This window comes from Pseudomonas bananamidigenes (genome assembly GCF_001679645.1).
GTDB classification, from domain to species: domain Bacteria; phylum Pseudomonadota; class Gammaproteobacteria; order Pseudomonadales; family Pseudomonadaceae; genus Aquipseudomonas; species Aquipseudomonas bananamidigenes.
On sequence record NZ_LRUN01000046.1, the window covers coordinates 16,114 to 42,477 of the forward strand.

A 26,364-nucleotide genomic window follows, 5' to 3' on the forward strand; every position below is an offset into this window, starting at 1 on the left:
ACCTTTTTCATTGAAACGATGCCGATGACTGCTCGCGCAGAGAACGCGGGCGCATGTCGATCCAGTGCTCATTGATGTAATCCAGACAGACCTGACGCTCGCCACGCATGCCCGCCGCGCTCCAGCCGCTGGCCATCGGCTTGTCCGTCGGCCACAGGGAATACTGCCCCTGAGCGTTGATCACCACATCGAATTGCTGCCGTGCATCATTCATGTCGTTTCTCCTGTGGAGCGCGATTGCAGCGGGGCCAGGTGCCGGAGCAGGCCTTCTGCGAGATGGTTGAACAGCCTGCGCCGCTGATCGTCGGCCTGCGCACAGGCCCACACACAGACCCGCACCGACGCGGCGCAGACCTGCGCGTAGGCGCCAGCATCGTCAGCCGCGAAGGCCCGGGCCGAAACCTCGGCATTCGCTGCGGCATGGGCCTGAGCGAACGCCGTAGCACTGGCCTCGGTATTCAATTGCGCGTAGTACGTCGCGAACGCCTCGGCATCGCCAAAGTGCTCGGCGATCATGGCCGTGTTGGCCGGTGCGAGGCCGTACGTCATCGCACTGGCGTGGGCCTGGGCGTAAGCCGCGTCGTAGGCATAGGCCCGTCGATAAAGCGCCAGCCATACCGGTTTGAGCGTGGCCCGCCATTCACCCTGGCGCCCGGACAAGCCGAGCGCCGCCCGTTGATGCAGGCTTTGCAAAGTGAGCAACGCTGGCCGATGCTCCGGCAAGGACTCACACACCATCGGCAAGACCACCTCGGCCTGCCAACAATGAACCTGCTGGAGCGAAGGCGTTTCGTCGAAGCTGCATATCCGCTCGCGCCGGGCTTCGGGCCGGTCTTCGCACAGCACCTGCATCAGGATCGGTAACCAGCGAGGCATCGAAGTCACGTCATTCATATCGACGCCTCATCGCTACCGATCACCTCGGCCAGCAACCGCGCCCAGCGGCCCGCCACGATGCCGTAGTGATCGGTATCCAGCCGCTGCCAGCTCTGTAATTGCGGCAACAATGCCTGCCAGCGGCGTTGCAGGTCATCCATGTGCCAGGCATTGCCCAGACCATAGGGATTGGCATGTCCGGCGATGAGCATCCGCACCGGTGTGACCGTCAATGCCGGCGGCACGAAGTCGACCATGCTGCTCATATTGTTGCGGCAGCACACCGTCAGCCGCTGCAGATAAGCCTGACGTTCTTCGGACATCGTCTGCCCTTCGCCATCGGGCCAGCGCTGGGCGAACTCACGCTGGAACACCTGCTCGATGGTCTGCTCATCGATATGGGCCAGTTCCGCTCCGGCATCCGGCGCAGGTGGATCGATCAGGTACAACAACGGTTGCCTGTAACCGTCTGCCTGTGCCTGATGACACAGCGCCTGCGCCACCCAGGCTCCGAACGACCAACCCGCCAGACGCCAGGCGCAGCCGTCCGGAAGGTGCGCCTTGATGGCCTCCAGATACAGACGCGCCCGCTCGCCGATGCTGGTGTCCACAAGCTGCGGCACGCGCAACGCAGGATCGGCGATCACACACACGCCAAGATCCGCCGGCAGCGCCGAAACCAGCTCCCGGTAAGCCTGAACATCGCCACCCACCGGATGGATCAGGTACAACCACTCGCGGCCGGCACCGGCGTGCCACTGATCCACCCGGACTACACCGTTCCAGCCCGGCTGCGTGGTCGCCAAAGCCTCGCCCGTACAGGCGGCCACCAGCCCCAGCACTTCACTCAGGCTGACCTTGTGACTGAACTGCGACAACTGGAACACCTCGCCGGTGGCCGCTTGCAGCTCGTCGATCAGGTCCAGCAGCGTCAGCGAATCCGCACCCAGTTCATACAGTGAATCGTCATCCTCAAGTTCAGCCACACCGAGCCATTTGCACAGGCATTCACGCAGGCGCACGGATAGATCCTCGCTTTCCGGTACTTCGACCGGCGGAGCCACGACGCCATGGCGAACCGGATAAAAGCGCCGCGACTGCTCGATACCAGTGGTGGACACCAGCAATTGCGGCAACTGCGCCGTCATCGCCAGATCGAACACCCGGCCCCCCTCTTCGGCGGACATGCCGACCTTCAGATGTTCCTGGTGCGCAGTGTCCCCGCCGTTACTAGTCGTAGCCATGCCAATGTCGCGCCAGATGTCCCAGTTGATGCCCAGGCGCAGGCAAGCATTGGCCGTGTCCGGACGGTAATGCGCAAACCCGTCGAGCACACCGCTGGCCGCCGAATAATCCAGATGCCCCGCCCCGCCGAACAGTGCCGACATCGATGAGCAGTACAGGACGAAACCCGGCGAAAGCTGCTCGATCAGGCTTTCGACCGCGAGCATGCCGCGAGTCTTGGCGGCCATCGCTTCGGCCATCTGCCGGGGGTCGCGAAGGCGAATCAGACTCCCTGCGCCGACACCTGCCGCATGAATCACCCCGCTCAGGCGACCGTAACGCCGGGCCAGTTGATCGAGTACCTGCGGCCAGCGCGACAGATCGGCGATATCCGCCTGAACGCAGTCGATTCGCGAGGCGTATGCCGCCAGATTTTCAGGCAGTTCACCTTGGCGGGAGAGCAGCACCACACGCCGCGCAGGGGCCTGCAACAGATGTTCGCAAAGGGTTCGACCGATCCCGCCAGTACCACCCAGCACCAGAAACGTGCCGTCCTCCGGCAACAGGCTGGAGGTCGTCGCACTCGGCAATGGATGAGCGATCAAGCGTGGCTGCCACAAGAAACCGTCGCGCACCGCCATTCGCCGAGGCAGCGTCGCCGGATCACCGAGCAGCGCCGCCAGCTCTCTGGCCTGCGTATTAAGGTGCGGCGACGGCCAGTCCAGCCAGTGACAATTCACCGAGTATTCCTGGGGCACCACTTCGGTAACTCCGGCCAGCGCCGCCAGCTCGGGGCGTCGGACTTCGCCGTCCACCGGGCAGGCCTGCCACGACATCAACCACAACCGCAGCCGGGTCGTCCGTGCGGTTTGCCCCCACGCCTGCATCAGCGCACTGACCGTGTCCAGACAGGCCCACTGCGCCAGGTCCAGCGACGGCTCGTTGACCGCGCCGGATACCGCCAGCGGCAAGGTGTGCAGCCAGTCGAGTTCGCCAGTTTCAGACGCCGTGACCTCGCGGAGCAAACGGCCCAAGGCTTCGGTGTCCAGCGGGTCCAGTTCGAAACGATCTGCGCCGAGGTGCTTGAAACCATTGCCCGCGCACACTTGAATCACACGTCGATAAACCCCTCGCAGAGGCTCCAGCAATGCCGCGCCGGGGGCTTCATGGCTGCAAAGAATCAGCGTTTCTCGTTTGGCATCCGATGCCTTCACGCTCAGGCGCCGGACGCGCACCCACTGCCGCTGGTGGAACCACTGCGCCAGCGGCAGCCGCTCGATGCCTGCCGAAACCGGGGCAACGATTTCATCAACGGATTGAAACCGGTAGGTCTGAAGATCAAAAGACGATGGCGACAAATCCCAGGGCGGCGGCGCCGAGCGCTGCGGCCACTGGATATGGGCGCCCTCGTACCAGGCCTGCAGCAATGCCTGCGCTGAGTGATCACGGACGATCAGTTGTCCACCCGGCGCAGTGATTTCCTTGATCGTCGTTGGCTGCAAGGGAATTTCGTCACCCGGTTGGCAGACCATCGCAAAGCGCCAGCGCAGTTGCCGGCGACCTGACTGCAAGTGTCGTAGCAATGCGGTCTGCTGTTGCGGATGCGCTTGCAGATACGTTCTGATCACGGAGATATCGCGTAGCAGTTGCGCTCGGCTATGGGCCGAGATCATCAGTAGAGGCAGCGTTTGCTCGGTCACGTCCTGCACCTTGGGTGCAGCACCGACAATCACATGGGCATTGGTACCGCCAATCCCGAAACTGCTGACACCCGCCAGACGCCGCCGTCCCTCCGGCCAGGGCCGCGACGTGGTCGGTACGTAGAACGGCGAATGCTCCAGATCGATCTGCGGGTTGATCCGTGCAAACCCGAGGTTTGGCGGCAGCACGCCATGGAACACCGCAAGGCTGGCGCGAATCAGTCCGACCACCCCCGCCGCCGCCCCCAGATGGCCGATCTGGCTTTTCACCGAAGCCAGCGCGCAATGGCCGGTCGGTGCCTCGCCAAAGGCCTTGGTCAACGCCGCGACTTCGATCGGGTCCCCGAGCAGCGTGCCGGTGCCGTGGGCTTCGATGTAGCCGATGTCTGCACCGGTCAACCCGGCGCGGCTCAAGGCTTCGCTGATGACCGCACTTTGCCCGGCCACCGACGGTGCGGTGTAGCTCATCTTGGCCCGGCCATCGTTGTTCAGCGCCGAGCCTTCGAGCAACGCATAGATCCGGTCACCCTCCGCCCGCGCCCTGGCCAACGGCTTGAGCACCACCACGCCATAACCACTGGCGCCGATGGTGCCGCTGGCATCGTCGCTGAACGGACGGCACAAACCGTCGGCGGAAAAAATGTGCTGCGAGCGATGACGGTAGCCATCGCTCAGGGTCGGGTCGATCAACACGCCAGCGACCAGCATCACGTCACTGTCGCCCTGGCGCAGCATCGAACTGGCCATGTGGACGGCGATCAGCGAGCTGCCGCACGCTGCCTGCACGCTCAGGGCCGGACCGTTGAGGTCCAGGTGATACGCGGCCTTGGTTGCCAGAAAATCCTTGTCGTGATGCAGCGCCATCTGGAAACCGTCCGGCAAATCACCTTCGCGGGTCTCGCGCAACATCTGCTGGAAGTACGTGGTTTCGCCGCAACTGGCGATCAGGCCGATGCGCGGACCGTCCGCCGACGGGACAATCGCCGCATGTTGCAGGGCCTGCACACAGCCCATCAACAGATGCCGCTGTTGCGGATCCATCAGCCGCGCTTCCTGACGGCTGATGCCGAAATATTCGGGATCGAAGTCAAGCATTCCGGCCAGTTGGCTGCGGGCACCGACCAGACCTTCTTCGGCGGCGAAACGTTCGATGCCCAGCCCGTTGCCCTGCACCATCGCCCAGAACTCGGACAGGTTCTGCGCCCCGGCCACGTTGACCGACATACCGATGATCGCCATCGGTTGATCGCCTGCATCGGTTTGCCGCACACGCGCCACCGCTGCCCCCGAAGCCGTCGACAGGTGCGCCGCCAGCCGCCGTACCGTGACGTGTTCGAACAGGTCGGCCATCGTCACCTTGTGCGGCAGCTCGTCGGCGTAACGGCCATGCAAACGCATCAGGCCGAGGCTGGTGGCGCCGGCCTCGAAGAAGGTCTGTTCCGGCTCGATGTCACGACCGATCACCTCGCGGAACAACTCGCTCAATTGGCTTTCCAGTGCCGTCAATTGCACAGGCAACTGTGGCGTGCGGCGCCGCTCCAGCGCCTCTCCCAGCGCCGGCAAGGCCTTGCGGTCAATCTTGCCGCTTGGGGTGCGCGGCCAGACGTCGAGCCTTCGGTATTCATCGATCCGCACATGGGCCGGCAGACTCTGCGCAACCTGACGATCCAGTTGTTGCGCTGTCGCAGATTCGCCGTCGAGCTGCAGCCACGCGATCAGGCGCGCAGGTTCGGCCTGAACCGCCACCACCGCATTGACCACTTGCGGCACCTGCATCAGCGCCGCTTCGATCTGCCCCAGTTCCAAACGATGACCGCTGAGTTTGATCTGCTGGTCATCGCGGCCCAGATAGTGCAGGCAGCCCTGGGCATCGGCCCACGCCAGATCGCCGGTGCGGTAATGCAAGCCCCCCTCTTGCAGCTCGACAAACCGCGAGGCATTCAGCGCAGGATCGGCCAGATAACAACGGGCAACCATCGGTCCCGCCACCAACAGATAACCACGGCAGCCATTGGGCACCGGGCGATCAAATTCATCGACCAGCACCAACCGGGCATTGCCGACGGCGTGGCCGATCGGTGCACGCAGCGGCCAGTCGCGGGGCACCGCAGGCAAGCGCAAGGCGCTGACCACGTGGGTCTCGGTCGGGCCATAGTGATTAAACAGCGAAGCGTGCGGCATTGCGCCGAACCAGTGGCGAAGCGCGTCAGTACACAGCAATTGCTCCCCGGCGGTGATCACTTCGCGCAATGCGACGGGTAAATGCCACGGGCCACGGCGGTTTGCGCCAGATGCTGCAACGCCACGCAAGGCAGGAACAACCGTTCGATCCGCGCCTCGACCATGTAATCCAGCAACGCCTCGGCATCCTGACGCCAACGCGGCGTGATCAGGTGATAGCAGCCGCCCCCGCACAGGGTGCTGAAAATCTCCTGAAACGACACATCGAACGACAGCATGGAGAACTGCAGAGTCACCGACTTCGCCGGCAACTGCCCTTCGTTGCGCTGCCATTGCAACAGGTTGCACAGGGTGCGCTCCGACACTTGCACGCCTTTGGGCGTGCCGGTCGAGCCGGAGGTAAACAGCGTGTACAGCGGCCGTTCGCCGTCATGACGCGGGCGCTCGAACAGTCCGGCATCGGCGAGCAGATCGACCCGGTGCACGGGGAACCGTCCCGCGTTCAGCCCCTCCAGCACTGCGGCGGTCGCCTCGTTGAACAACAGGCAATGCGGCTGCGCCTGCTCCAGCACCTGACGCTGGATCGCCGCCGGGTAAGCGGGATCCAGCGGCACGGCGGTCAGGTTGAGTTTGGCCAGCGCCAGTAAGGCGACGATGTGTTCCACCGAGGCATCGAGAAACAGCACCACGTGCAGCGGCGCGCTTGCGACCGGCAACGGATGACGCTCGATCAATGCAGCGGCCAGGGAATCGGCCAGCACATTCAACTCAAGATAAGTGAGATGGCGCTGACCTTGAACCAGCGCAGTGGCGTCCGGTGTGCAATGCACCTGATGCTCGAACCAGTCTGCGAGGGTGTTGAACGGCAGCTCGACTTTCGGCCCTTCACTGGCTGCCGGCAGGCCGCGTCGATAAGGACCCACCAGACTGTCGAGAGTCGCCATGGGGCTTTCCAGCAACAGATCCAGCCCCCGACGGAACAACGCATTCACCGTGCTCATCTGCTCGGCATCGAAATGGCTGCACTGATATTCCCACCAGCATTCCAGCTGCGAGCCGCTGCCCACCATCAATAAGGTCAGCGGGCACTTGGCGTGCAGATGCTCGTTGAATTCCAGCGTGGCGTGCAGGTTCGAATCGGCAAGGGCAGCGTAATCGGTGTTTTCCAGCACAAACATGAAATCGAACAGCGCGGCGCTGGAAGACAGCCGCAGGTCTTCGACCAGATCCGCCAGTGCCACGTCCTGCAGTGCCAGCACCTCGCGCACGACAGCGGTCTGGCGCTGCAATTGTTCGCCCAGGGTCAGTGCGTGGTCTACGGCGGTGGGAATCAGCACGGTATTGGCAAACATGCCGATGCTATCCTCGAATTCCGCCAGCGGCCGATTGGCCACCGGGCTGGCGATCCGCAGCCGCTCGCCTCCGGTCAGGGCGTACAGGCTCCAGGCGAAGACACTGAACAGCACTTCGAAACGGGTCAGTCGCTGTTGCGTGCAAAACCGTTCAAGGTCCGCACTGCGCACCGCCCCAAGGGGTTCGCGGTGCAATCTTGCGTCCGGGCTGAGTGCGCGCATCGGCATCAACGCCGGGGACGGTTCTTCCCGTTGACGGTGCAACTCGACCAGGGCACGACGCTGGTCGCGGTAATGCGGCTCTACACTCCACTGCCGCTGCCACTGGCCAAATTCCAGTGTCGTCAGATGGGCTGCCGATTCAGGGCTTTCGCGACCTTGCACGACGTCGGTGTAGAACTGCCTCAGCTCTTCGAACAGCAGGTTCACCGACCAGCCATCGACGATGATGTGATGCAGGTTCAGCAACAACCGACAACTGCCATCGGTGAACGGCAACAGCCAGGCCTGAAACAGGTTCGGCGTGCTCAGGTCGAACGGCGCAGCAAAAACCAGCTCCGCAAAGGCCTTCCAGTTGTCCTGGGTAAAGTGCCCGAGCGCAAAGGTGCGACAGACCGGCCCCAGCTCGGCAATCACCTGATCAAGACCATCGGCACCCGATGCGAACGCCGTGCGCAAGCCCGGATGGCGCTTCACCAGGCGGTCCACGGCCTCGCCCAGTGCCGCGACGTCGACGCCGGCCGCCAGATGCAGAATCAGAGGCACGCTGTAAGCGGTCGAGGTCGGCGAACGTTGCTGCAACAGCCACAAGCGCCGCTGTTCAGCGGTGGCAGGCAGGCGGCGGGCGCCACTGATCGAGGGCGCAGGTGGATAGATCGAATCGCGATGCGTCTCGGCGACCAGTCGCTCGGCCAACGATGAGAAAGACTCGTTGAGCAGTGTGTCGAGGGCCATCTCGCACTGCCAACGGTTGCGAATCGCCGACCGCAGGCGCATGGCCTTGAGCGAATCGCCGCCACTGCCCAGCCAGTCGTCCTGTGCGCTCAGGTTCGGTTGACCGAGCAGCGAGCGGACCTGACCCAGCAACCAGGCCAGCGCTGGCGAAGCGTGATCGTTTTCCATGGCGATTACCGCCGGGTGCCATGGTCTCAATGGCTGAGCCAACAGGGCGTCACGATCGATCTTGCCATTGGCCGTCAGCGGCAGACGCTCCAGCAGGAACAACTGATGCGGCCGCATGTACGGCGCCAGTTGCGCCCGCAGATGGGTTTCGAAGGCGTGATAGTCCAGCTCCCCGTGCGGCACGATGTACGCCAGCAGTTGATGATCCTCCGCCGCCTGACGCCGGGTACAGACATACACCTGCGCTACGCCCGGATGCTCCAGGATCCGTTGTTCCACCTCCCCCGGCTCGATGCGGAAGCCACGAATCTTCACCTGACGGTCGATCCGGCCCAGGTACTCGATCAGACCTTCGGCATTGCGCCGCACCAGATCGCCGGTGCGGTAATGCACTTGCGCGCCACCATCGAGGCCGGGCAACCGGACGAACTGGCGGGCCGTTTCCTCGGGCCGGTTGCGGTAGCCACGGGCGACACCGCTGCCGCTCAGATACAACTCGCCCACCTCTCCCACTGGCACCGGTCGCTGCTGCTCATCCAGCACCCACACACCCGTGTCCGGCAACGGTCGGCCAATGGGCGCCAGGTCACCGGTAAAGTCGCGGCTGATCGGCCAGCACAGGGCAAACGTGGTGCATTCGGTGGGGCCGTAGACGTTATGAATCCGGCACTGGCTCTCCGGATTGGCCCGGTACCATCCGCGTACGGCGGCAGCACTGATCTGCTCACCGCCGATCAGCACCTGACGCACGCTGGAAAAGCACGACGGCCATTCAGCAATCAAGGTGTTGAACAACGACACCGTCATGAACAGGTTGTCGACTCGCGTGCGCTCCAGCACCTCGGCCAGTCGGCGGGCATCCAGCACGTCTTCGTCGGCGATCATCACGCAGCAGCCACCGTTGAGCAGCGGTGCCCACAGCTCGAAACTGCACGCGTCGAACGCCGGGTTGGACAGGCAGGCGAAGCGGTCTGTCGGGCGAATCTCGATATAACCCGTGGTGTGTGCCAGGCGCAGCAGGCCACGCTCGCCGACTTCCACCGCCTTGGGAATGCCAGTGGTGCCCGAGGTGTAGAACAGGAACATCACCTCGGCGAACTCGTCCGCCAATGTTTGCGGCGCAGAGTCCGGCTGGTCGAGCAAGGCCTCGACGCCGGATTGCCACACTGCAGGCGACCATTGAGGTTCTTCGTCCAGGGTCATCAGGCCGACACAGGCCGCGTCCGCCAGCATCAACTCCCGGCGCTTGAGCGGACTGGCACGGTCCAGCGGCACAACCACGGCGCCGATTTTCAACGCGCCGAGAATCGCCGCCAGCCATTGCCAGCAGCGCGGCATGCACAACGCCAGTGACTGGCCGGGCTCGACGCCGCGTGTGCGCAAGCCTCGGGCAATGCGCTCGCTGGCGCTGGCCAGTTCCGCGTAAGTCAGGGTCAGTGCCCCGTCGATAATGGCCGGGGCGTGCGGATTGCGCTGCACTTGTTCGGCGAAACGCGCGAGCAATGGCATTTCTTTGGCAGCATTCATCATTTCGCCTCCTGCGCGTCGAAGCGTTGCAGCTCATGCCGAATGATCTGCGAGACCCGATGGATTTCCGCACTTTCGAGCATGTCCCAGTGCCCGCCACTGACCAGTTTTGCCAGGTAGCCGCTACCCGCTCGACGCCGCCAGAATCCGCGCAGCTCATGCAACTGATGGCGGCTGAAGTCTTCCCGAGCCTGAATCAGCACCACACGACCGGCGTGTGGCGCGCACTCATAGGCGGCCATGGCCAGACGGTTGTGGTTGTAGATGTGGAAATAACGCTCGACCTGGGCGTCTTCGATGCCGGGGTACATGCCGTTGAAACGCACCAGCTTGTCGCGGAACTCGGCCATGTCCACGGTGCCGATCTGCTCGCGGAAACCCGGATCGTCGCTGCCCTGGGTGTCGAGCAGCACCACGGTCACCTGTCGATGTCCGGCGGCCGTCAATCGTCGCGCCATTTCATAGGCCACCAGTCCGCCGAACGACAGGCCGGTGAGAATCAGCGGTTGCGTCGCCAGCGGTTCGATCAGTTTCAGATAGGCTTCGGCCATCGCTTCCACTGTCGGTTCGGTGCTCTCCCCCGGATTCAGTCCCGGTGATTGCACCCCGTAAACGCCGGCTTCATCCGGCAGAACCTTGGCCAGCGACAGGTAACAGAACGCCGTGCCGCCCGCCGGGTGAATGCACACCACATTGCTGTGCCCCGCACCACGGCGGAACTCGATCAGGTTGCCCTGCGCCACCGCCGGGTTGGCCCCGACCCGCAGCCAGCCGCCCAGCGCCTCGATGGTCGGGTAGCTGAGCACCACGCGCACCGGCATTTCCACCGCGAACACCTGGCTGATTTCGTGGGCCATCTTGATGGCGGCGATGGAGGTGCCGCCGACATTGAAGAAGTTGTCGCGAATGCCGATCTGCGGCACCAGCAGCAGGCGTTTCCAGATCTGGTACAGCGTCAGTTCGATGTGGTCGCGCGGGCTGCTGAGGTTGACCTGACGGTTGACCCTGTCTTCATCCGCCAGCGCCACCAGTGCGGCACGATCGACCTTGCCGTTGGCGGTCAGCGGCAAGGCATCGAGCCACAGGTAATTGCCGGGGACAACCGCGCGCGGCAACGTCTGCGCCAGATGAGCCTGTACCGCCGCCTCATCCATGGTTTCGGCGACCACACAACAGGCTACCAGTCGCTGATCCTGCGCCGCTTCGCCAACCATCAGCACCACGGCACTGCGAATGCCGGGAAATGCCTCGAGCCGGGCTTCGATCTCGCCCAGCTCCAGACGCACACCGCGCAACTTGACCTGGAAGTCGTTGCGCCCGAGAAACTCCAGCTGGCCATCCGGGCGATAGCGCGCCAGATCGCCGCTGCGATAGAGGCGATCACCTGCCATGAACGGATTGTCGATAAAGCGCTCGGCACTGAGCTGCGCCAGCCCCAGATAACCCCGGGCAACACCGACACCACCGATGTGCAACTGCCCGGTAACGCCCACCGGCACCGGCTCATCGCGCTCGTCGAGGACATAAAAACGGTTGTTGGCAATCGGCCGGCCAATCGGCAGTTGCCGGGCCGGGACTTCGGCGCCGGGCTCCAGCGTCCAGACGCTGTTGATCACCGTGGTTTCGGTCGGGCCGTAGACGTTGTGCAGCCGTGCATGGGGCAGACGCTCCTGAAAACGTCGGGCCAGGGCGGGCGGCAGTTCACCGCCACCGCTGAACACATCGGTCAGCGACGTGCACCGGCTGACCTCGTCGACCTCCAGAAACAGCTGCAACATCGCCGGCACGAACACCAGCGCCGTGACCCTTTGTTCACGCACTTCACGCGCCAGATAGGCCGGTTCGTAATGCCCGCCGGGCCGTGCAATCACCAGCCGTCCGCCGGTTGCCAGTGGCCAGAATGTCTCCCAGGCCGAAGCATCGAAACCGAACGGGATCTTGTGCAGCATCGCCCCTGCTTCGCCGCAGACCTGCAAGCACCACAGCAGCAGATTGCTCAGGCCCCGGTGAGCGACCATCGCCCCCTTCGGCAGACCGGTGGTGCCGGAGGTGTAGATCACGTAGGCGAGATGGTCGGGAGTGACGCCGACACTGCGCGGATCGAGGTTGTCCGCAGGCAGCGACGCCCAGCTCGCGGCATCTTTTTCCAGATCGAGAATCGGCGCTTCCCAGGTCGAACCTTGTATGGCCTGACGCAATATTCCGTACGCCGAGCCGAGGGTCAGCAGCACCGCCGGCGTGCTGTCGCCGAGCATGTGGCTCAGGCGTCCGAGCGGATAGTCCGGGTCCAGCGGCACATAGGCGCCGCCGGCCTTGAGCACTGCCAGCAGCGCCACCGGCAACTCCAGTGAACGCTCGATGCACACCGCCACGGGCACATCCGGGCCGACACCCAGGGTGCGCAAATGCCGGGCCAGACGATTGGCCCGGGCATTGAGTTCGGCGTAGCTCAGGGATTGGCCCTCGAATACCACTGCGCAAGCCTGAGGATTGCTCGCGGCCTGAGTTTCGACCAGTTGGTGCACGCATTGCGCCGGTTGCATCAGCGGTTCGGTGCGGTTGAAGTCGACCAGCACCCGCTGACGTTCGGCCTCGTTCATCAAGGGCAAGGCATTGATCGGCTGCTTGGCGTCGGCGGCGATCTGTTCCAGCAGATGACGGTAGTGCCCGCTCAGCCGTTCGATGGTCGCGACGTCATAGAGGTCGGTGTTGTATTCCACCAACAGGTCGAGCCGGCCTTCTCGCTCGAACCACTCGAACGCCAGGTCGAACTTGGCCGTGGCGCTGCTGGTGCTGTACGGCGCCAGCGCCAGGCCGGGCATCTGCACGCCGCTGCCGGGGGTGTTCTGCAACACCAGCATCACCTGGAACAGCGGCGAATGGCCGGGATCACGCTGCGGGTTGACGGCCTCGACCACACGGTCGAACGGCACGTCCTGATGAGCGTGGACATCGAGCATCTGGCCGCGTACGTCGCGCAGCAGCTCGGCGAAGGTCTGCTGTGGATTCAGACGCTGACGCAGCACCAGCGTGTTGACGAAATGGCCGATCAGCGGCTCGACTTCCGGACGGTTGCGGTTGGCGAACGGCGTGCCGATGCACAGATCCTGCTGCCCGTTATGGCGCCACAGCAGCACCGCCAAAGCACCCAGCAACACGTTGAACAGCGTGCCCTGGGTCTGCCGGGCCAGCGCCGTCAGTTGACGCAGGGTGCCGCCATCGACGCAAGCATTGAACGTGGCGCCGACGTAACGCTGCACCAGCGGTCGCGGCCGGTCGGCGGGCAGGGTCGACAACAGCGGCGCGTCGTCCAGGGTGCGTCGCCAGTAATCGAGCTGGGCATCCAGCGCCGCACCGCCCACGCGTTGCTGCTGCCAGCAGGCGTAATCGGCGTATTGCACCGGCAACGGCGCCAGGCTCGGGGTCTCACCGCGCAGAAAGTCGCCATACAGCGTGGCGACTTCCTGCAGGATCACACCCATCGACCAGCCGTCGGCAATGATGTGATGCACGCTGTACAGCCACAGGTATTCGTCGTCCGCCACACGCAACAAAGACGCCCGCAGCAATGGCCCGATGGCCAGATCGAACGGCGCCCGGGCGTCCTGCTCGACGGCGACTCGCACTTGCTGCTCACGCTCCTCGGCAGGCAACGGGCGCAGATCCGTCACCAACAACGACAGCGGCATCGACGGATGCACCACCTGACGCGGCTCCCCCTCAACGCTGCAAAACGTCGTGCGCAGGATTTCGTGGCGGGCAACCAGTGCGTTCAGCGCCCGCTCCAGCAGCGCCACGTCCAGTTGGCCCTTCAGCGTCACCGCCGTGGGCACGTTGTAGAACGGGTTGCCGGGCTCCAGTTGATCGAGAAACCACAGTTGCCGTTGCGAAAACGACAATGGCCAGTCCGCGTGCTCGCCGGCACGACAAGGAATCGCCATGTCATCCCCGCCACCGAGCAAGGCAATCAGTGCCTGCTTGTGGCGCTTGAGCGCCTGAGTCAGCTCTTCAGTGAGGAACCCGCGAGGCGCCTTGCAGCGCAACTTGTCGCCATCCACCTCGAGCACCACACCATGGCGAGCGAACAACGCCAGCAATTGATCGGCATTCATACTTCGAACTCCTCCATGTCTTCGTCGTCCAGGCTTGCGGTCGCAGGCTCGATGGCAAAGGCCTCGACCGTTGCGCGGTACTGTTCATCGGCCGTGCGCCGTCCGCCGATCATCGAGTAGATCAATTCATGACTCGGCCCGAGGTCGAACAGCGTTTTCAGTGGCTGCTCCTCGACCGAGCCGATGCCGCACAGGCCCAGGCCGTGTTCGACGGCGGTCATGCTCAGCAACTGCGCCATGGCGCCGCTTTCGATGTGGCAGAAGTCGCGGCTACGCTCGCCATACAGCGGGCGGATCGCTGCCATGTAGGCGATGAAGAACAGCGAGAACGCGGCGTTCTCGTACACCGGGCGATTGACGAAATAGTCATAGGTGTCCGGGTCGAGCAATCCGCTCTGGAGGGCCAGCAAACGGTGCTGGCGAGGGTCGTAGTAATAGGCGCCACCGGGCACGCCGAGCACGCGATCCGGCTTGACGTAGAGGTAGGCTTGAATCGGGTACAACCCGCCCGCCGACGGGAACTGGTATTTCACCTCCCCGTCGAGTCGCCCCTGCGCCAGTGCGGCCAGCAGATGCGCGAATGCCTGGGTGGCGATCGGTTGCGGATCGTATTGACGCACCGAGCGGTAATCGCTCAGACGCCTTGCGAAAGCCGGATCTTGCGGCAAGTCCAGTGCCAGCTCCGGCAAGGCTTGAGCGAAGGCACGGCGACCACGTTGCTCAGCCTTGAACTGCGCCCGCTGTTGTGGATCTTCGATGATGTCCTGCGGGGTCTCGCAGATCTGCTGAATATTGCCGAGCAGTTCCTGCCGCGCCCGGTGCTGGCGATACATGCCGAGCAGATGCAGCAGCGTCGGCTGGGCCAGCAGTTGCGCCACGTGCGGGCGGAACTGCAAGGCGCCGGACAAGGCGTTGCTGATCCTGACGATATCGATCGAAGTCGCGCCCAGGTTCAACAAGTTGGCGCTGGCGGCGATGGACTCGCGCTTGAGCACGCCCTGCACGATGTCCACCAGTTGCTGTTCCAGCGGGCCTTCGACTTGCAATGCGGGCCCTTGCTCTTCGGCTTGTGCCGGTTCCGGCAGGCGCTTCTTGTCGACCTTGCCGTTGGAGGACAACGGCCACGCCTCGACGAAAGTGAACGACGACGGAATCATGTACGCCGGCAGTTTGTCCGTCAGGTAATCGGTGAAGTCATTGGCCTGCAGCGCCGGATCGGCCTTGAGCACATAACCCGCCAGACGCTTCTCGCCCAGCGTGCTGCCCAGAATCCGCACCACCGCGCTCTGCACGCCGGGATGGCGATTGAGTGCGGCTTCGATCTCGCCCAGCTCGATGCGATAGCCCTGGACCTTGACCTGATTGTCTTCGCGCCCTAGGAATTCGATGTTGCCGTCAGGCAGCAAGCGACCAAGGTCACCGGTGCGATACAGCCGCTCGCCAGTCAGCGGGTGATCGAAGAAGCTGCCGGCGCTGAGTTTTTCATCGCGCCAGTATCCCTTGGCCAGACCGATGCCGCCGATGTACAACTGACCCGCGACCCAGGTCGGACGAACCTGCAACGCTTCGTCCAGCACGTAGAAGCGCTGATGGTCGAGAGCCTTGCCGTAGGGAATGCTGCGCCAGGCCGGGTCGACGTGCGTCACCGGATAACAGATCGACCAGATCGACGCTTCGGTGGCGCGCCCAGGCTGATCAGTTGCAAGTCCGGCTGCAACGCCCAGGCCCGTTCGGGCAAGGTCAGGGGAATCCAGTCGCCCGACAGCATCGCCACCCGCAGGCTGGCGGGCAATGCACCGCCCTCGCCCTCACCGTACTCGACCAGCATGCCCAGCAACGCCGGCACCGAATTCCACAGGCTGACCTGATGACGCTTGATCAATTCAAGCCAGTGCGCCGGATCGAGGGTCAGTTGCGGGTCGAGGATGACCACTGCCGCGCCCACCGCCAGCGTGCCGAAAAAGTCATAGACCGACAGGTCGAAACTCAGCGAGGAAATCGCCAACACCCGGTCATTCGGGCCAACGGTAAAACGCCGGTTGATGTCGAGCAGCGTGTTGACCGCACCGCGATGATCGATCACCACGCCTTTCGGCTGGCCGGTGGAACCGGAGGTGTAGATCACGTAGGCGAGATTGCTTTCGTTTACCTGCACCGGTTGCAGTGGCAGGACTTCGTACGGGACTTCATCGGTCACCGCCATGGCCGTGACCTGCGCCGGCCATTCGATCCTGTCGAGCAATGCCGGTTGGGTCAGGGCCAGACTCGCCTCGGCGCGATCCAGAATATGTCGCAGCCGTTCGGCTGGCTGAGTCGGTTCAATCGGCAGGTAAGCGCCGCCGGCATACAGAATCGCCAGGGTCGCGACCACTTGCTCCCAGCCGCGCTCCATCACCACCGCGACCAAGCGGTTCGGCAGCACGCCTTGCACTTGCAGGCGGGCGCCGAGTTGTCGGGCCTCATTGCGCAACTGGGCGTAGGTCAGCTGACGCGCTCCGATCACTGCCAGTGCGTCCGGCGTGGCCAGAGCCTGGCGCTCGAACAGTTCGTGCATCAACGGCAATGTCTGCTGACTGTCGACCGGTGCCGGCAACCGCGCCTGCGGCAGCAGTCGAGGCGTATTCGCGCTCCAGGCCGCCGGCTCGCAGAGGCTGTCGAGCAGCGTGTTATAGGCGGCGAACATCTGCTCGATCATGCCTTGCGGGAACAGTTCGTCGATGCTGTCCCAGTTGAACAACAGCCGTCCTTCCAGCTCCAGCAAGGTGTGGTCGAGCCACACCTGTGGTGTCTGGGTGATGCTATGCATGTGTGTGGCGTTCAATGCGTCCGCGAGGTTGAATTCGGCCAGTTCCGGCGCGGCTTCCGACAGCGTGCTGTTGAACACGATTGGCATCGCTGTCTGCTGCACGCCCCGGGCCTGGGACAATTCACGCAGCACCCGCACACCGCTGACCACCGAATGGTCGATGTCGCGCCACAATTGCGCCTGCACGGCGCGGGCCTTGTCGGTGAAGCTCCGCGTGCCGTCGATGCCGATTTCCAGCAGCACCAGCGAGGTGAAGTCACCGATGATTTCGTCGACATCCGGGTGCAGCGGCATGCGGTTGAACAGCGGCAGGCTCAGGGTGAATCGCGGCGTGCGGCTCCACAGCGCCAGCACTTCGCTGAACGCGGTCAGCAGCATCACCGACGGCGTCACCGCAAACTGCTTGGCCACGGCCTTGAGCTGCGCCCACTGCGCCGCCGACATGTCGCGGTCGCGACGGGTGAAGTGCGGGTTGGCAATGCTCTCGGGCTGGCGCACCAGCGGCAGGTCCGGCGCCGGGGCCAGAGTGGTCACCCGCTCGCGCCAGTAGCCCAGTGCCTGCTCGTAACGGCGGCCGTTGCGCAGTTGCTGTTCGGCCAGTACGTAGTCACGGAAAGTCAGGCCCGGTTCCACCAGCACCAGGGTCGGGTCGACATAGAACGCCATCAGTTCGCGCGCCAGAATCTGCGTACTCGCCGCATCGACGATCAACGCATCGAGGCTGATGTGCAGATGCGTGATGCCGTCATCGAGCAGCGACAGGCTGAACTCGAACAGCGGCCAGCGACTGGCGTCCAGCACCTGATGGGACTGGCGCTCGCGGGTCGCTTGAAGCAGGCGTTGCGCCTCTTCGACGGGCAGACCGCGCAGGTCACTGCGGGGCATGCGATAGGTCGGCACCTGCGCCAGCACCTGTTGCGTGCCGTCGCTGAGGAAGATCACGCGCAGCATGTCGTGGCGCTGGATCATGCGATTCAATGCCAGTTCGAAACGCTCGGCGTCGAAGTCGGGAATACGCAATTCTTCATAGCCGTGGGCACTGACGCCGCCGAGGCTGACCGAGGCTTCGCGACCAAACCAGTAGGCCTGCTGGATATCGGTCAGGGGGAACGGTTCATGTCGATCAGTGCGATCCGGCTCGATCTGGATGAACGCCGGTTCGATGCTCTGATCATCACGCGAGACCTGCGCCGCCAGATCCCTCAACACGGGCGTCTGGAACAGGCTGCTCAACGACAGTTGCGCACCCATGCGCTGGTTGATCGCGTAGATCATCCGCGTCGCCAGCAACGAATGGCCGCCGAGGTCGAAGAAGTTGTCGTGGATGCCGACCCGCTCGCACTTGAGCACCTCGGCCCAGATCTCGGCCATTTGCCGTTCAATGTCGTTGCGCGGCGCCTCGTAAGCCGCCCCGGCGCTGCGCTCCGGCGCCGGCAGCGCCTGCCGGTCGAGCTTGCCGTTGCGGGTCAGGGGCAATTGCGAAAGCCGGACCCAGGCACTCGGGATCATGTGTTCGGGCAACTGACGTTGCAGTTCGGCACGCAAAAATTCGCTGGTCGCGGTGCCGACCACATAGGCCACCAGACGCTTGTCCCCGGCCACGTCCTCACGCAGCAACACGGCGGCTTCCTGCACCCCGGGCTGTTGCTGCAACAGGCTGTCGATCTCGCCGAGCTCGACGCGGAAGCCGCGCAATTTCACCTGATGATCGATGCGTCCCAGGTATTGCACGTTGCCGTCGGCCTGGAATTTCGCAAGGTCGCCGCTGCGGTACATCCGCGCACCCGGTTCGTCGCTGAACGGGTCCGGCAGGAAACGTTCGGCGGTCAGGTCCGGGCGGTTCAGGTAGCCCCGGGCCAGGCACGCGCCGGCGATGTACAACTCGCCCGCCACGCCGACCGGCACCGGATTCAGATGCTCGTCCAGCACATACAACCGCGCATTGGCGATGGGCCGGCCAATGGGCGGCTTGTCCGGCCAGGCCTCGGCATCACCGCAGTCCAGGCTGAACTGGCTGACCACATGGGTTTCGGTCGGCCCGTACTGGTTATGTAACTGCGCGCCACCGAGCCCGCGGACAAAACCACGCAGCTCGTCATTGATCTGCAGGGCCTCACCGGCGGTGATGATTTCGCAGCCACCGGCCGGCACAGGTGCATCGGCTTCGGTCAGGCCGGCGAGTTGCTGCAACACGGCAAATGGCAGGAACGCCCGCTGCACGCCTTCGGCCACCAGGGTCGGACGCAGCGCGGCGAGGTCCTTGCGGCTGTCCTCGGTCATCAGCAACAGGCTGCCGCCCTGGCAAAGGGTGCTGCAGATTTCCTGAAAAGAGACGTCGAAATTCAGCGAGGCGAACTGCAGGACGCGCTTCGGTGTTGTGGCTTGATCGAGCTGCCAGGTGATCAGGTTATCCAGCGCGCGACGGTTGTGGGCCACGCCTTTTGGGCGTCCGGTGGAGCCGGAGGTGTAGAGCACGTAGCCGAGGTGTTCCCGGCTCACCGCAACTTGCGGATCATCCGCCGAGTGTCGGGCCCATTGCGCTGCGTCAGTGTCCAGACAGCAGATCTGCGCCTCGTTCGCCGGCAGCCCGGCCATCAGGCTCGATTGCGTCAACAGCACGGTCGGCGCGGCATCGCTGAGCATGAACGCCAGGCGCTCGCCCGGATAGGCCGGGTCGAACGGCACGTACGCCGCGCCGGCCTTGAGAATCGCCAACAGGCCGATGACCATCTGCGGCGAACGCTCCAGGCACAGGCCGACGCGATGTTCGGGGCCGACGCCCTGTTCGATCAGGTAATGCGCGAGTCGGTTGGCAGCGCGATTCAGTTCGCCGTAGCTCAGTTGCTCACGGCCGGCAAGCAGCGCCACGGCATCGGGTGTTTGCCGGGCCTGGGTCTCGAACCGCGCCATGCAATCGGGCAGTGAAGACGTATCGCGTGAGGTGCGATTCCAGTCATGAACGATCTGCCGGTGTTGTTCGGCGCTCAGCAGTTTGATCCCGGCCAGCGACTGCTCGCTGTCCTCGACCATCTGCGTCAGCACCCGTCGCAGGTACTCGCCGAACTGCTCGACGGTTTCGCGCTCGAACAGGCCCGAGGCGTATTCCAGACCACCGACGATCTGCCCGTCACGCTCATGCAACGCCAGTTGCAGATCGAACTTGGCCACGTGATGACTGCTCTCGACTGGCGTGACGTCAAGCCCGCTCAGCAACAGATCGGAATCCTGATCCTGCTCCCACGCAAACAGCACCTGAAACAGCGGACTGTGGGCCAGGCTGCGTGGCGGGTTGAGCAACTCCACCACTTGCTCGAACGGCAGTTCCTGATGCTCCTGAGCGCCCAGTGCAACCTGCCGCGCCTGTTGCAGCCATTGCGCCACCGAGGGTGTGCCGGACCGGGTCATGCGCAGGGCCAGGGTGTTGACGAAGAAACCGATCAGCCCTTCCAGCTCCTGTTGCGGGCGATTGGCCGACGGCACGCCGATCACCACATCGTCCTGCCCCGCCAGGCGCGACAACAGCAGCGAGAAACCGGCCAGCAAGGTCATGAACAGCGTGGTGCCTTGCTGCATGCCCAAGGCTTTCAGGCCTGCGGTCAGGGATGGGTCGAAGACCAGCGGCACAAATCCGCCGAGGTAATCCTGCACGGGCGGACGCTTGTGATCGCTCGGCAACTCCAGCAGCACTGGCGCGCCCGTGAGGGTTTCGCGCCAATAGCGGTTTTGCTGTTCCAGCACGTCGCCGGTCAGCCATTGCTTCTGCCACACGGCGTAATCCACATACTGCACGGGCAATGGCGGCAGCGGATTGTCGCGATCCTGAAGCGCGGCTTCGTACAGTTGCCCCAGCTCGCGGGTCAGCACGCCCATCGACCAGCCATCGGAGATGATGTGGTGCTGGGTCAGCATCAGCACATGATCGTCCGCCGCCAGTCGCGCCAGACTTACGCGCATCAGCGGGCCACGGCTCAGATCGAAAGGCCGGGCACCCTCCTCGTCGATCAACCGGGTAAGACGCTCTTGCGCATCGGGACCTTGCAGATCGGTTACGGTCAGTCGAAGGCTGTGCGCAGGCGGTAAAACCTGTTGCCGCCCTTCCCCTTCAACGGCGATGAACGTGGTGCGCAGCGCCCCATGGCGTGCCACCAGTTGATTGAAGCTGCGCTCAAGCGCCGCCACGTTCAGAGGACCGCGCAAGCGCAGGTTCAGCGGCATGTGATACGCCGCGTTGCCACCCTCCATTTGTGCGATGAACCACAGGCGCTGCTGGGCAGACGACAACGTTTGCGCGCCCGCTCGTGCAAAGGCCGTAATCGCCGGGCGAGCCGCAGCCTGACTGGCTTGCAGCCGTTCGGCGAACTGCTTCAGAACGGGGGCGGCAAACAGCGTCGAAGGCGCGACTTCGAGCCCCAGCGCATGACGCACCTGCGCCAGCACGCGCATCACCAGCAGCGAATGACCGCCCAGCGCAAAAAACTGATCCTCACGCCCCACGCGCTCGACACCGAGCACATCGGCCCAGATCGCGGCGAGCGCGGTTTCCAGCGAGCCTTGCGCAGGCTGGTAATCCTGCTGGTCGAAGGCGTCGACGTCAGGCGCCGGCAGACTCGGTCGATCAACCTTGCCGTTGGCCGTCAGCGGCAACGCCTCCAGTCGCACGAATGCAGTCGGCACCATGTAATCCGGCAGACTGTTTTGCAGCTGTTCACGCAGGGCACCCGGGCTCAGCGTCGAGCCTGGTTTTTCGCAGTAGTAGCCGACCAGTCGCGGTTCGCCGGGGCCGTCCTGACGCAGCAGCACCACGCTTTCGCGCACACCTGCAATGTCCGCCAGCCGGGTTTCGATTTCCCCCAGCTCCAGACGCAGACCGCGCAATTTGGCCTGGGAATCGTTGCGTCCCAGAAACTCCAGTTGGCCGTCGGCCCGATAGCGCGCCAGATCACCGCTTCGGTAAAGGCGTTCGCCCGCTACGAACGGGTTGTCGATAAAGCGCTCGGCAGTGAGCTGCGGCAGGTTCAGATAACCCCGCGCCACACCGACACCACCGATGTACAGCTCACCCGCAGCTCCCTCGGTAACAGGCTCGCCCTGTTCGTCGAGCAGGTAGATCCGGGTGTTGGGCAGTGCCCGGCCAATCGGCAGGACGCCGTCGATCTCACTGCTTTCGGTGAACTCGAAACAAGTGCTGTCGATGCTTGCCTCGGTCACGCCATAGGCCTGGACGATTTGCACCTTGTCGCCGCACAACCTGCGCAGTTGCCGGGCGCTGTGAGCGGTCCAGATGTCCGAGCCGCAGACCACGGTGCGCAGGAACGACAGGTCATGACCGCTCTCTTCGACCCACGCCAGCAAGGGGTTGAGCAGCGCCGGCACGAAGTCGGCAAAACCGATCTGCGCGTCTCGCATCAAGCGATAAAGGGCCGGCGGGTCCATCAAGGTGTCCCGTGGGCACAGCACCAGCGTGCCGCCGAACCCCAGCGCGCGAATCAGATCGGCGCTGAACACATCGAAGGAAAACCCGGCCATCTGCAGGTGATTGACCGGCTCGCCCAGCGCATAGAGTTGCGCCCAGGCAGCGCTCACGGCGATCAGCCCGCGATGCTCGACCATCACGCCTTTCGGCTTGCCGGTGGAGCCCGAGGTGTAGATCACGTAGGCCAGGTGCCGGGGTGTCAGGCCTGTCTCATGGGGATCAGGATTCTCGGGTGACTGTGAAGCCCAATGTGTTGAATCGCCCAGATCAAGCACCGTGGTCGATTGTTCGAGCGCAGCCATCAGGACATGCCGCGCCTGACCATGGGTCAGTACCACCGGCGTCGCGCTGTCGGCCAGCATGTGCGCCAGCCGCGCCTGCGGATACGCCGGGTCCAGCGGCACATAGGCGCCACCGGCCTTGAGCACCGCGAGCACACTCACCAGCATTTCCAGCGAACGCTCAAGACAAATCCCGACCCGCACATCCGGCCCGACCCCGAGGCTGCGCAGGTGATGGGCCAGACGATTGGCCCGGCGGTTGAGCTCGCGGTAGCTGAGCGCCTCATCCTGCCAACGTACGGCAATCGCCTCGGGGGTACGCAGCACCTGCGCTTCGAACAGACCGTGCACACACAGATCGGTATCGAACGGAATCGAGGATGAAACGTCGGGCTGCGCAGGATTCGTCCCACGCAAGGAAATGTTGTCGAACATCGGAGGCTACCGTCCATGACTGCTTTATTGTTGTGATCAGGCAGGGGCGGAATGCACCCTGCCAGTCAGGTCCCGGCATCAAGTGCCGGTTCGGTCATTCGAATTCAGGAAGATGGCGCGACACGCGCATGCAGACTCACGTCGCACGCACACGCGCACAGAAAACCGGGGGGAGATGAGCTGGCGAAGAACATCGCAGCGCGATCAGCATGAACAGCTGGAGAATTGCCAGGACCGATGGCGAGATCGATCGCCTTGTCCACTGCATCGTCAATTGCAAACCGCGTGCTCAATTGAAACCTCGACTTCCATTTGAGGGTCAACGACGAGGAACAACCTGCGCGGTGGGTGACAGCGCCAGGGTGGTCCCGATCGGCTGCGACTGCCGGGCCTGTAGACGCACGGCAATCTTCTGGCGCCGGGTTTGTGACCCGGAGCGCCGGCGGATAATAACCACGTTTTTTGCCGGTGAGGCAAACAAAATGTAGGAATTTTGCGAAATAAATATCAGACATTTCCTACGTCATCGTGACGATGGCAAAGAGACAGGGATGTCAAAAATGCCCGAACACCTCCCCGCCGTTTCTCCAGGCAAAGGCCATCGAAAACCCGCGCAGCGTCTTGGCCAGCCAGCAAAAAAATCACCCTGCAACGTGCTGCAACAGCCGGTTGCTAACAAGCGCTAACAACGCATAACTGGCAGTCATGGAGCGGTGAAGGCAGGCTTGAATCTCACCGCCGAGCGCGAGGCTCCCTGCGAATCTTTTTGCTCGCTTCGCTCGGTCGAATGATGGTTTTGCGAGGGATCCGATCATGGCTGAAGGTTATCGCCAACAGTGCCTGTGCGAGGCCGACCGGCTCGGCAACGACGAACTGTATGCCCTGGTCACCGGCGCCGTCCGGCATGACAGGGCTGAATCACAACAGTTGTTCGCGACCGTGACGCCGTTGCTCATCGCCTTTTACGAGGGCCAGGTCCAGGCCGGGCGGATCAGCCGCGAGGACACCGGCAACCTCGTTCAGCAAGCCTTCAAGATGCTTTATCTGGAACAGGCCCGGCACGACCCCGACTTTCCGTTTCGGGCCTGGCTGATCGAGATTGCAAGATCCACGCTGCTCATCAACCTGGGCAAACGGGACATGGCCACGACAACCGCTTCCCCACCGCTGGCGTGCGTGTCGCCAACGGAACGCAACGACACTGCGCGCGCAGCCTGCATCGATCGTTCGACGCAGTGAAATCTTCACCAGGGAATGCCCATGATCAACATCGAGAAAACGCTCTACACCGCTCACACCTGCACCACAGGAGGCCGTGAAGGGACCGCACGCAGTCACGACGGTCGACTGGATCTCAGGCTCTCTCCTCCGGGCGCCCCCGGGACCGGAACCAATCCCGAGCAGTTGTTCGCGGTGTGCTGGTCAGCCTGTTTTCTCGGTTCCCTGCGCCACGCCTGCAACGCGCGCAGGATCGGCTTCCCGGCAAACGCCGGAGTTGAGGCTCATGTCGACCTGGTACACGCAGAGCACGGTTTTTTCCTGCAGGCCCGTCTGGCTGTATCGTTGCCGGAAATCGAGCCGGAACTGGCACAGCAGCTGATCGAAGCGGCGCACCAGAATTGCCCCTACTCCAAAGCCACGCGCAACAACGTCAATGTCAGCATCACCCTCGCCTGATCACATTGCAATGTCCGGCCATTCCCCCGTTTCCTGCAGCGACACCAAGGTGCAATAGAGGGCATCCCGAGGCTTTTGATGTGATGGCGGCAAACCAACAAAAGCCAGGAGTAGCGCATGAACAAGCTGACGACCGCCGCCGGCGCGCCAGTGGTGGATAACAACAACTCGCAGACCGCCGGCCCCCGAGGCCCGGTGCTGTTGCAAGATGTATGGCTGCTGGAAAAACTGGCGCATTTCGATCGAGAGGTCATTCCCGAACGACGCATGCACGCCAAGGGTTCAGGGGCATTCGGCACCTTTACCGTCACCCGCGATATCAGTCGATATACCAAGGCAGCGCTGTTCTCCGGCGTGGGCAAAACCACCGATATCTTCGTGCGTTTTTCCACCGTGGCCGGCGAGCGTGGCGCCGCCGATGCCGAACGTGACATTCGCGGATTCGCCATCAAGTTCTATACCGAGCAAGGCAACTGGGATCTGGTGGGCAACAACACACCAGTGTTCTTTCTGCGTGACCCGTTGAAATTCCCCGACCTCAACCACGCGGTCAAACGCGACCCTCGAACCAACCTGCGCAGCGCCCGCAACAATTGGGATTTCTGGACGCTGCTGCCCGAAGCGCTGCATCAGGTGACGATTGTCATGAGTGATCGCGGATTGCCACGCACTTACCGGCACATGCATGGTTTCGGCAGCCATACGTTCAGTTTCATCAGCCCGGCGAACGAGCGTTTCTGGGTGAAGTTCACCTGGAAAACCGAGCAAGGCATCGAGAACCTGACCGACCAGCAAGCCGCTACATTGATCGGCGAAGATCGCGAAAGCGCCCAGCGCGACCTGTATACCGCCATCGAAGAAGGCCGCTTCCCGCGATGGAAGCTTTTTGTGCAGATCATGCCCGAGGCGGACGCCGACACTTGCCCGTTCAATCCCTTCGACCTGACCAAGGTCTGGCCCCACAAGGACTACCCGCTGATCGAAGTCGGTGTGCTCGAACTCAACCGCAATCCCGACAACTATTTCGCCGACGTCGAACAGGCGGCCTTCAACCCGGCCAACGTGGTGCCCGGCATCAGCTTTTCACCGGACAAAATGCTCCAGGCGCGACTGTTCTCCTACGGCGATGCACAGCGCTATCGCGTGGGCGTCAATCATCATCAGATCCCGGTGAACGCCCCCCGCTGCCCGGTCCACAGCTATCACCGGGACGGTCAGATGCGCACCGATTCGAATGCGGGCAGCACAATCGGCTACGAGCCCAACAGCCATGGCCAATGGGTCGAGCAACCGGATTTCAGTGAGCCACCGCTGGCCCTCAAAGGCAGCGCCGGGCACTGGAATCACCGCGAGGACGACGATTACTTCTCGCAACCGGGTGCGCTGTTCCGGGCCATGTCGCCCGCCCAGCAACAGGTCTTGTTCGAGAACACGGCGCGCTCGATCCATGGCGCCAGCGCCCAGACCCGACAACGCCACATCGACCACTGCACCCGGGCGGATCCGGCGTACGGTGCAGGCGTTGCGCAGGCCATCGAAGCACTGGGCTGATCCGCAATGATGCAAGCAGGGCCAGCAGGATTGATCCTGCCGGCCCT

General features: G+C 63.5%; 9 protein-coding genes and 1 pseudogene. 3 read left to right on the forward strand and 7 right to left on the reverse strand.

The window, feature by feature from the left end:
- Positions 1-7: 7 nt before the first annotated feature.
- The 7 genes and pseudogenes from BBF94_RS16560 to BBF94_RS27650 form a co-directional block, all read right to left on the reverse strand.
- On the reverse strand, positions 8-214 hold the full coding sequence (locus BBF94_RS16560; RefSeq protein WP_065260063.1) for an MbtH family protein: 207 nt from the start codon (positions 212-214) through the stop codon (positions 8-10).
- On the reverse strand, positions 211-894 hold the full coding sequence (locus tag BBF94_RS16565; protein WP_225875069.1) for a hypothetical protein: 684 nt from the start codon (positions 892-894) through the stop codon (positions 211-213). Before BBF94_RS16565 ends, BBF94_RS16560 begins: the two co-directional genes overlap by 4 nt.
- Positions 891-9,985: pseudogene (locus BBF94_RS16570) on the reverse strand (amino acid adenylation domain-containing protein). The gene BBF94_RS16565 and the pseudogene BBF94_RS16570 overlap by 4 nt, the downstream one beginning before the upstream one ends.
- Positions 9,982-14,094, reverse strand: a complete 4,113-nt coding sequence (locus BBF94_RS16575; RefSeq protein ID WP_065260064.1) for a non-ribosomal peptide synthetase — start codon at positions 14,092-14,094, stop codon at positions 9,982-9,984. The pseudogene BBF94_RS16570 and the gene BBF94_RS16575 overlap by 4 nt, the downstream one beginning before the upstream one ends.
- Entirely contained in the window at positions 14,091-15,740 is a 1,650-nt protein-coding gene (locus BBF94_RS28440; RefSeq protein ID WP_404820950.1) for a SagB family peptide dehydrogenase, read from the reverse strand. The genes BBF94_RS16575 and BBF94_RS28440 overlap by 4 nt, the downstream gene beginning before the upstream one ends.
- The gene (locus BBF94_RS16580; protein WP_404820951.1) at positions 15,737-23,089 is read right to left on the reverse strand and encodes an amino acid adenylation domain-containing protein; all 7,353 of its coding nucleotides are present in this window, start codon (positions 23,087-23,089) and stop codon (positions 15,737-15,739) included. The genes BBF94_RS28440 and BBF94_RS16580 overlap by 4 nt, the downstream gene beginning before the upstream one ends.
- Before the next feature lie 104 nt (positions 23,090-23,193).
- Positions 23,194-23,604: a hypothetical protein gene (locus tag BBF94_RS27650; RefSeq protein WP_141676592.1), complete on the reverse strand. Its 411-nt coding sequence runs from the start codon at positions 23,602-23,604 to the stop codon at positions 23,194-23,196.
- Between the two features lie 298 nt (positions 23,605-23,902).
- Here BBF94_RS27650 and BBF94_RS16585 point away from each other — a divergent pair, with 298 nt between their 5' ends.
- From BBF94_RS16585 to BBF94_RS16595, 3 genes are all read left to right on the forward strand, one after another.
- Positions 23,903-24,328 carry a hypothetical protein gene (locus BBF94_RS16585; protein WP_225875070.1) on the forward strand — a complete coding sequence of 142 codons (426 nt, stop codon included), beginning with the start codon at positions 23,903-23,905 and terminating at the stop codon, positions 24,326-24,328.
- 21 nt (positions 24,329-24,349) lie between these two features.
- Complete coding sequence (locus BBF94_RS16590) at positions 24,350-24,766, forward strand: organic hydroperoxide resistance protein (protein ID WP_065260065.1); 417 nt, start codon at positions 24,350-24,352, stop codon at positions 24,764-24,766.
- A 117-nt stretch (positions 24,767-24,883) separates the two neighbouring features.
- A complete protein-coding gene (locus BBF94_RS16595) occupies positions 24,884-26,317 on the forward strand; it encodes a catalase (RefSeq protein ID WP_065260066.1) in 1,434 nt (477 codons plus the stop codon).
- The last annotated feature ends 47 nt before the right edge of the window (positions 26,318-26,364 follow it).

Bases quoted from the DNA above. Each gene is read 5' to 3' on its own strand.
- BBF94_RS16560 (WP_065260063.1), bottom strand. From the start codon at position 214: ATGAATGATGCACGGCAGCAATTCGATGTGGTGATCAACGCTCAGGGG.
- BBF94_RS16565 (WP_225875069.1), bottom strand. From the start codon at position 894: ATGAATGACGTGACTTCGATGCCTCGCTGGTTACCGATCCTGATGCAG.
- BBF94_RS16575 (WP_065260064.1), bottom strand. From the start codon at position 14,094: ATGAATGCCGATCAATTGCTGGCGTTGTTCGCTCGCCATGGTGTGGTG.
- BBF94_RS16580 (WP_404820951.1), bottom strand. From the start codon at position 23,089: ATGTTCGACAACATTTCCTTGCGTGGGACGAATCCTGCGCAGCCCGAC.
- BBF94_RS27650 (WP_141676592.1), bottom strand. From the start codon at position 23,604: ATGTCTGATATTTATTTCGCAAAATTCCTACATTTTGTTTGCCTCACC.
- BBF94_RS16585 (WP_225875070.1), top strand. From the start codon at position 23,903: ATGGCTGAAGGTTATCGCCAACAGTGCCTGTGCGAGGCCGACCGGCTC.
- BBF94_RS16590 (WP_065260065.1), top strand. From the start codon at position 24,350: ATGATCAACATCGAGAAAACGCTCTACACCGCTCACACCTGCACCACA.
- BBF94_RS16595 (WP_065260066.1), top strand. From the start codon at position 24,884: ATGAACAAGCTGACGACCGCCGCCGGCGCGCCAGTGGTGGATAACAAC.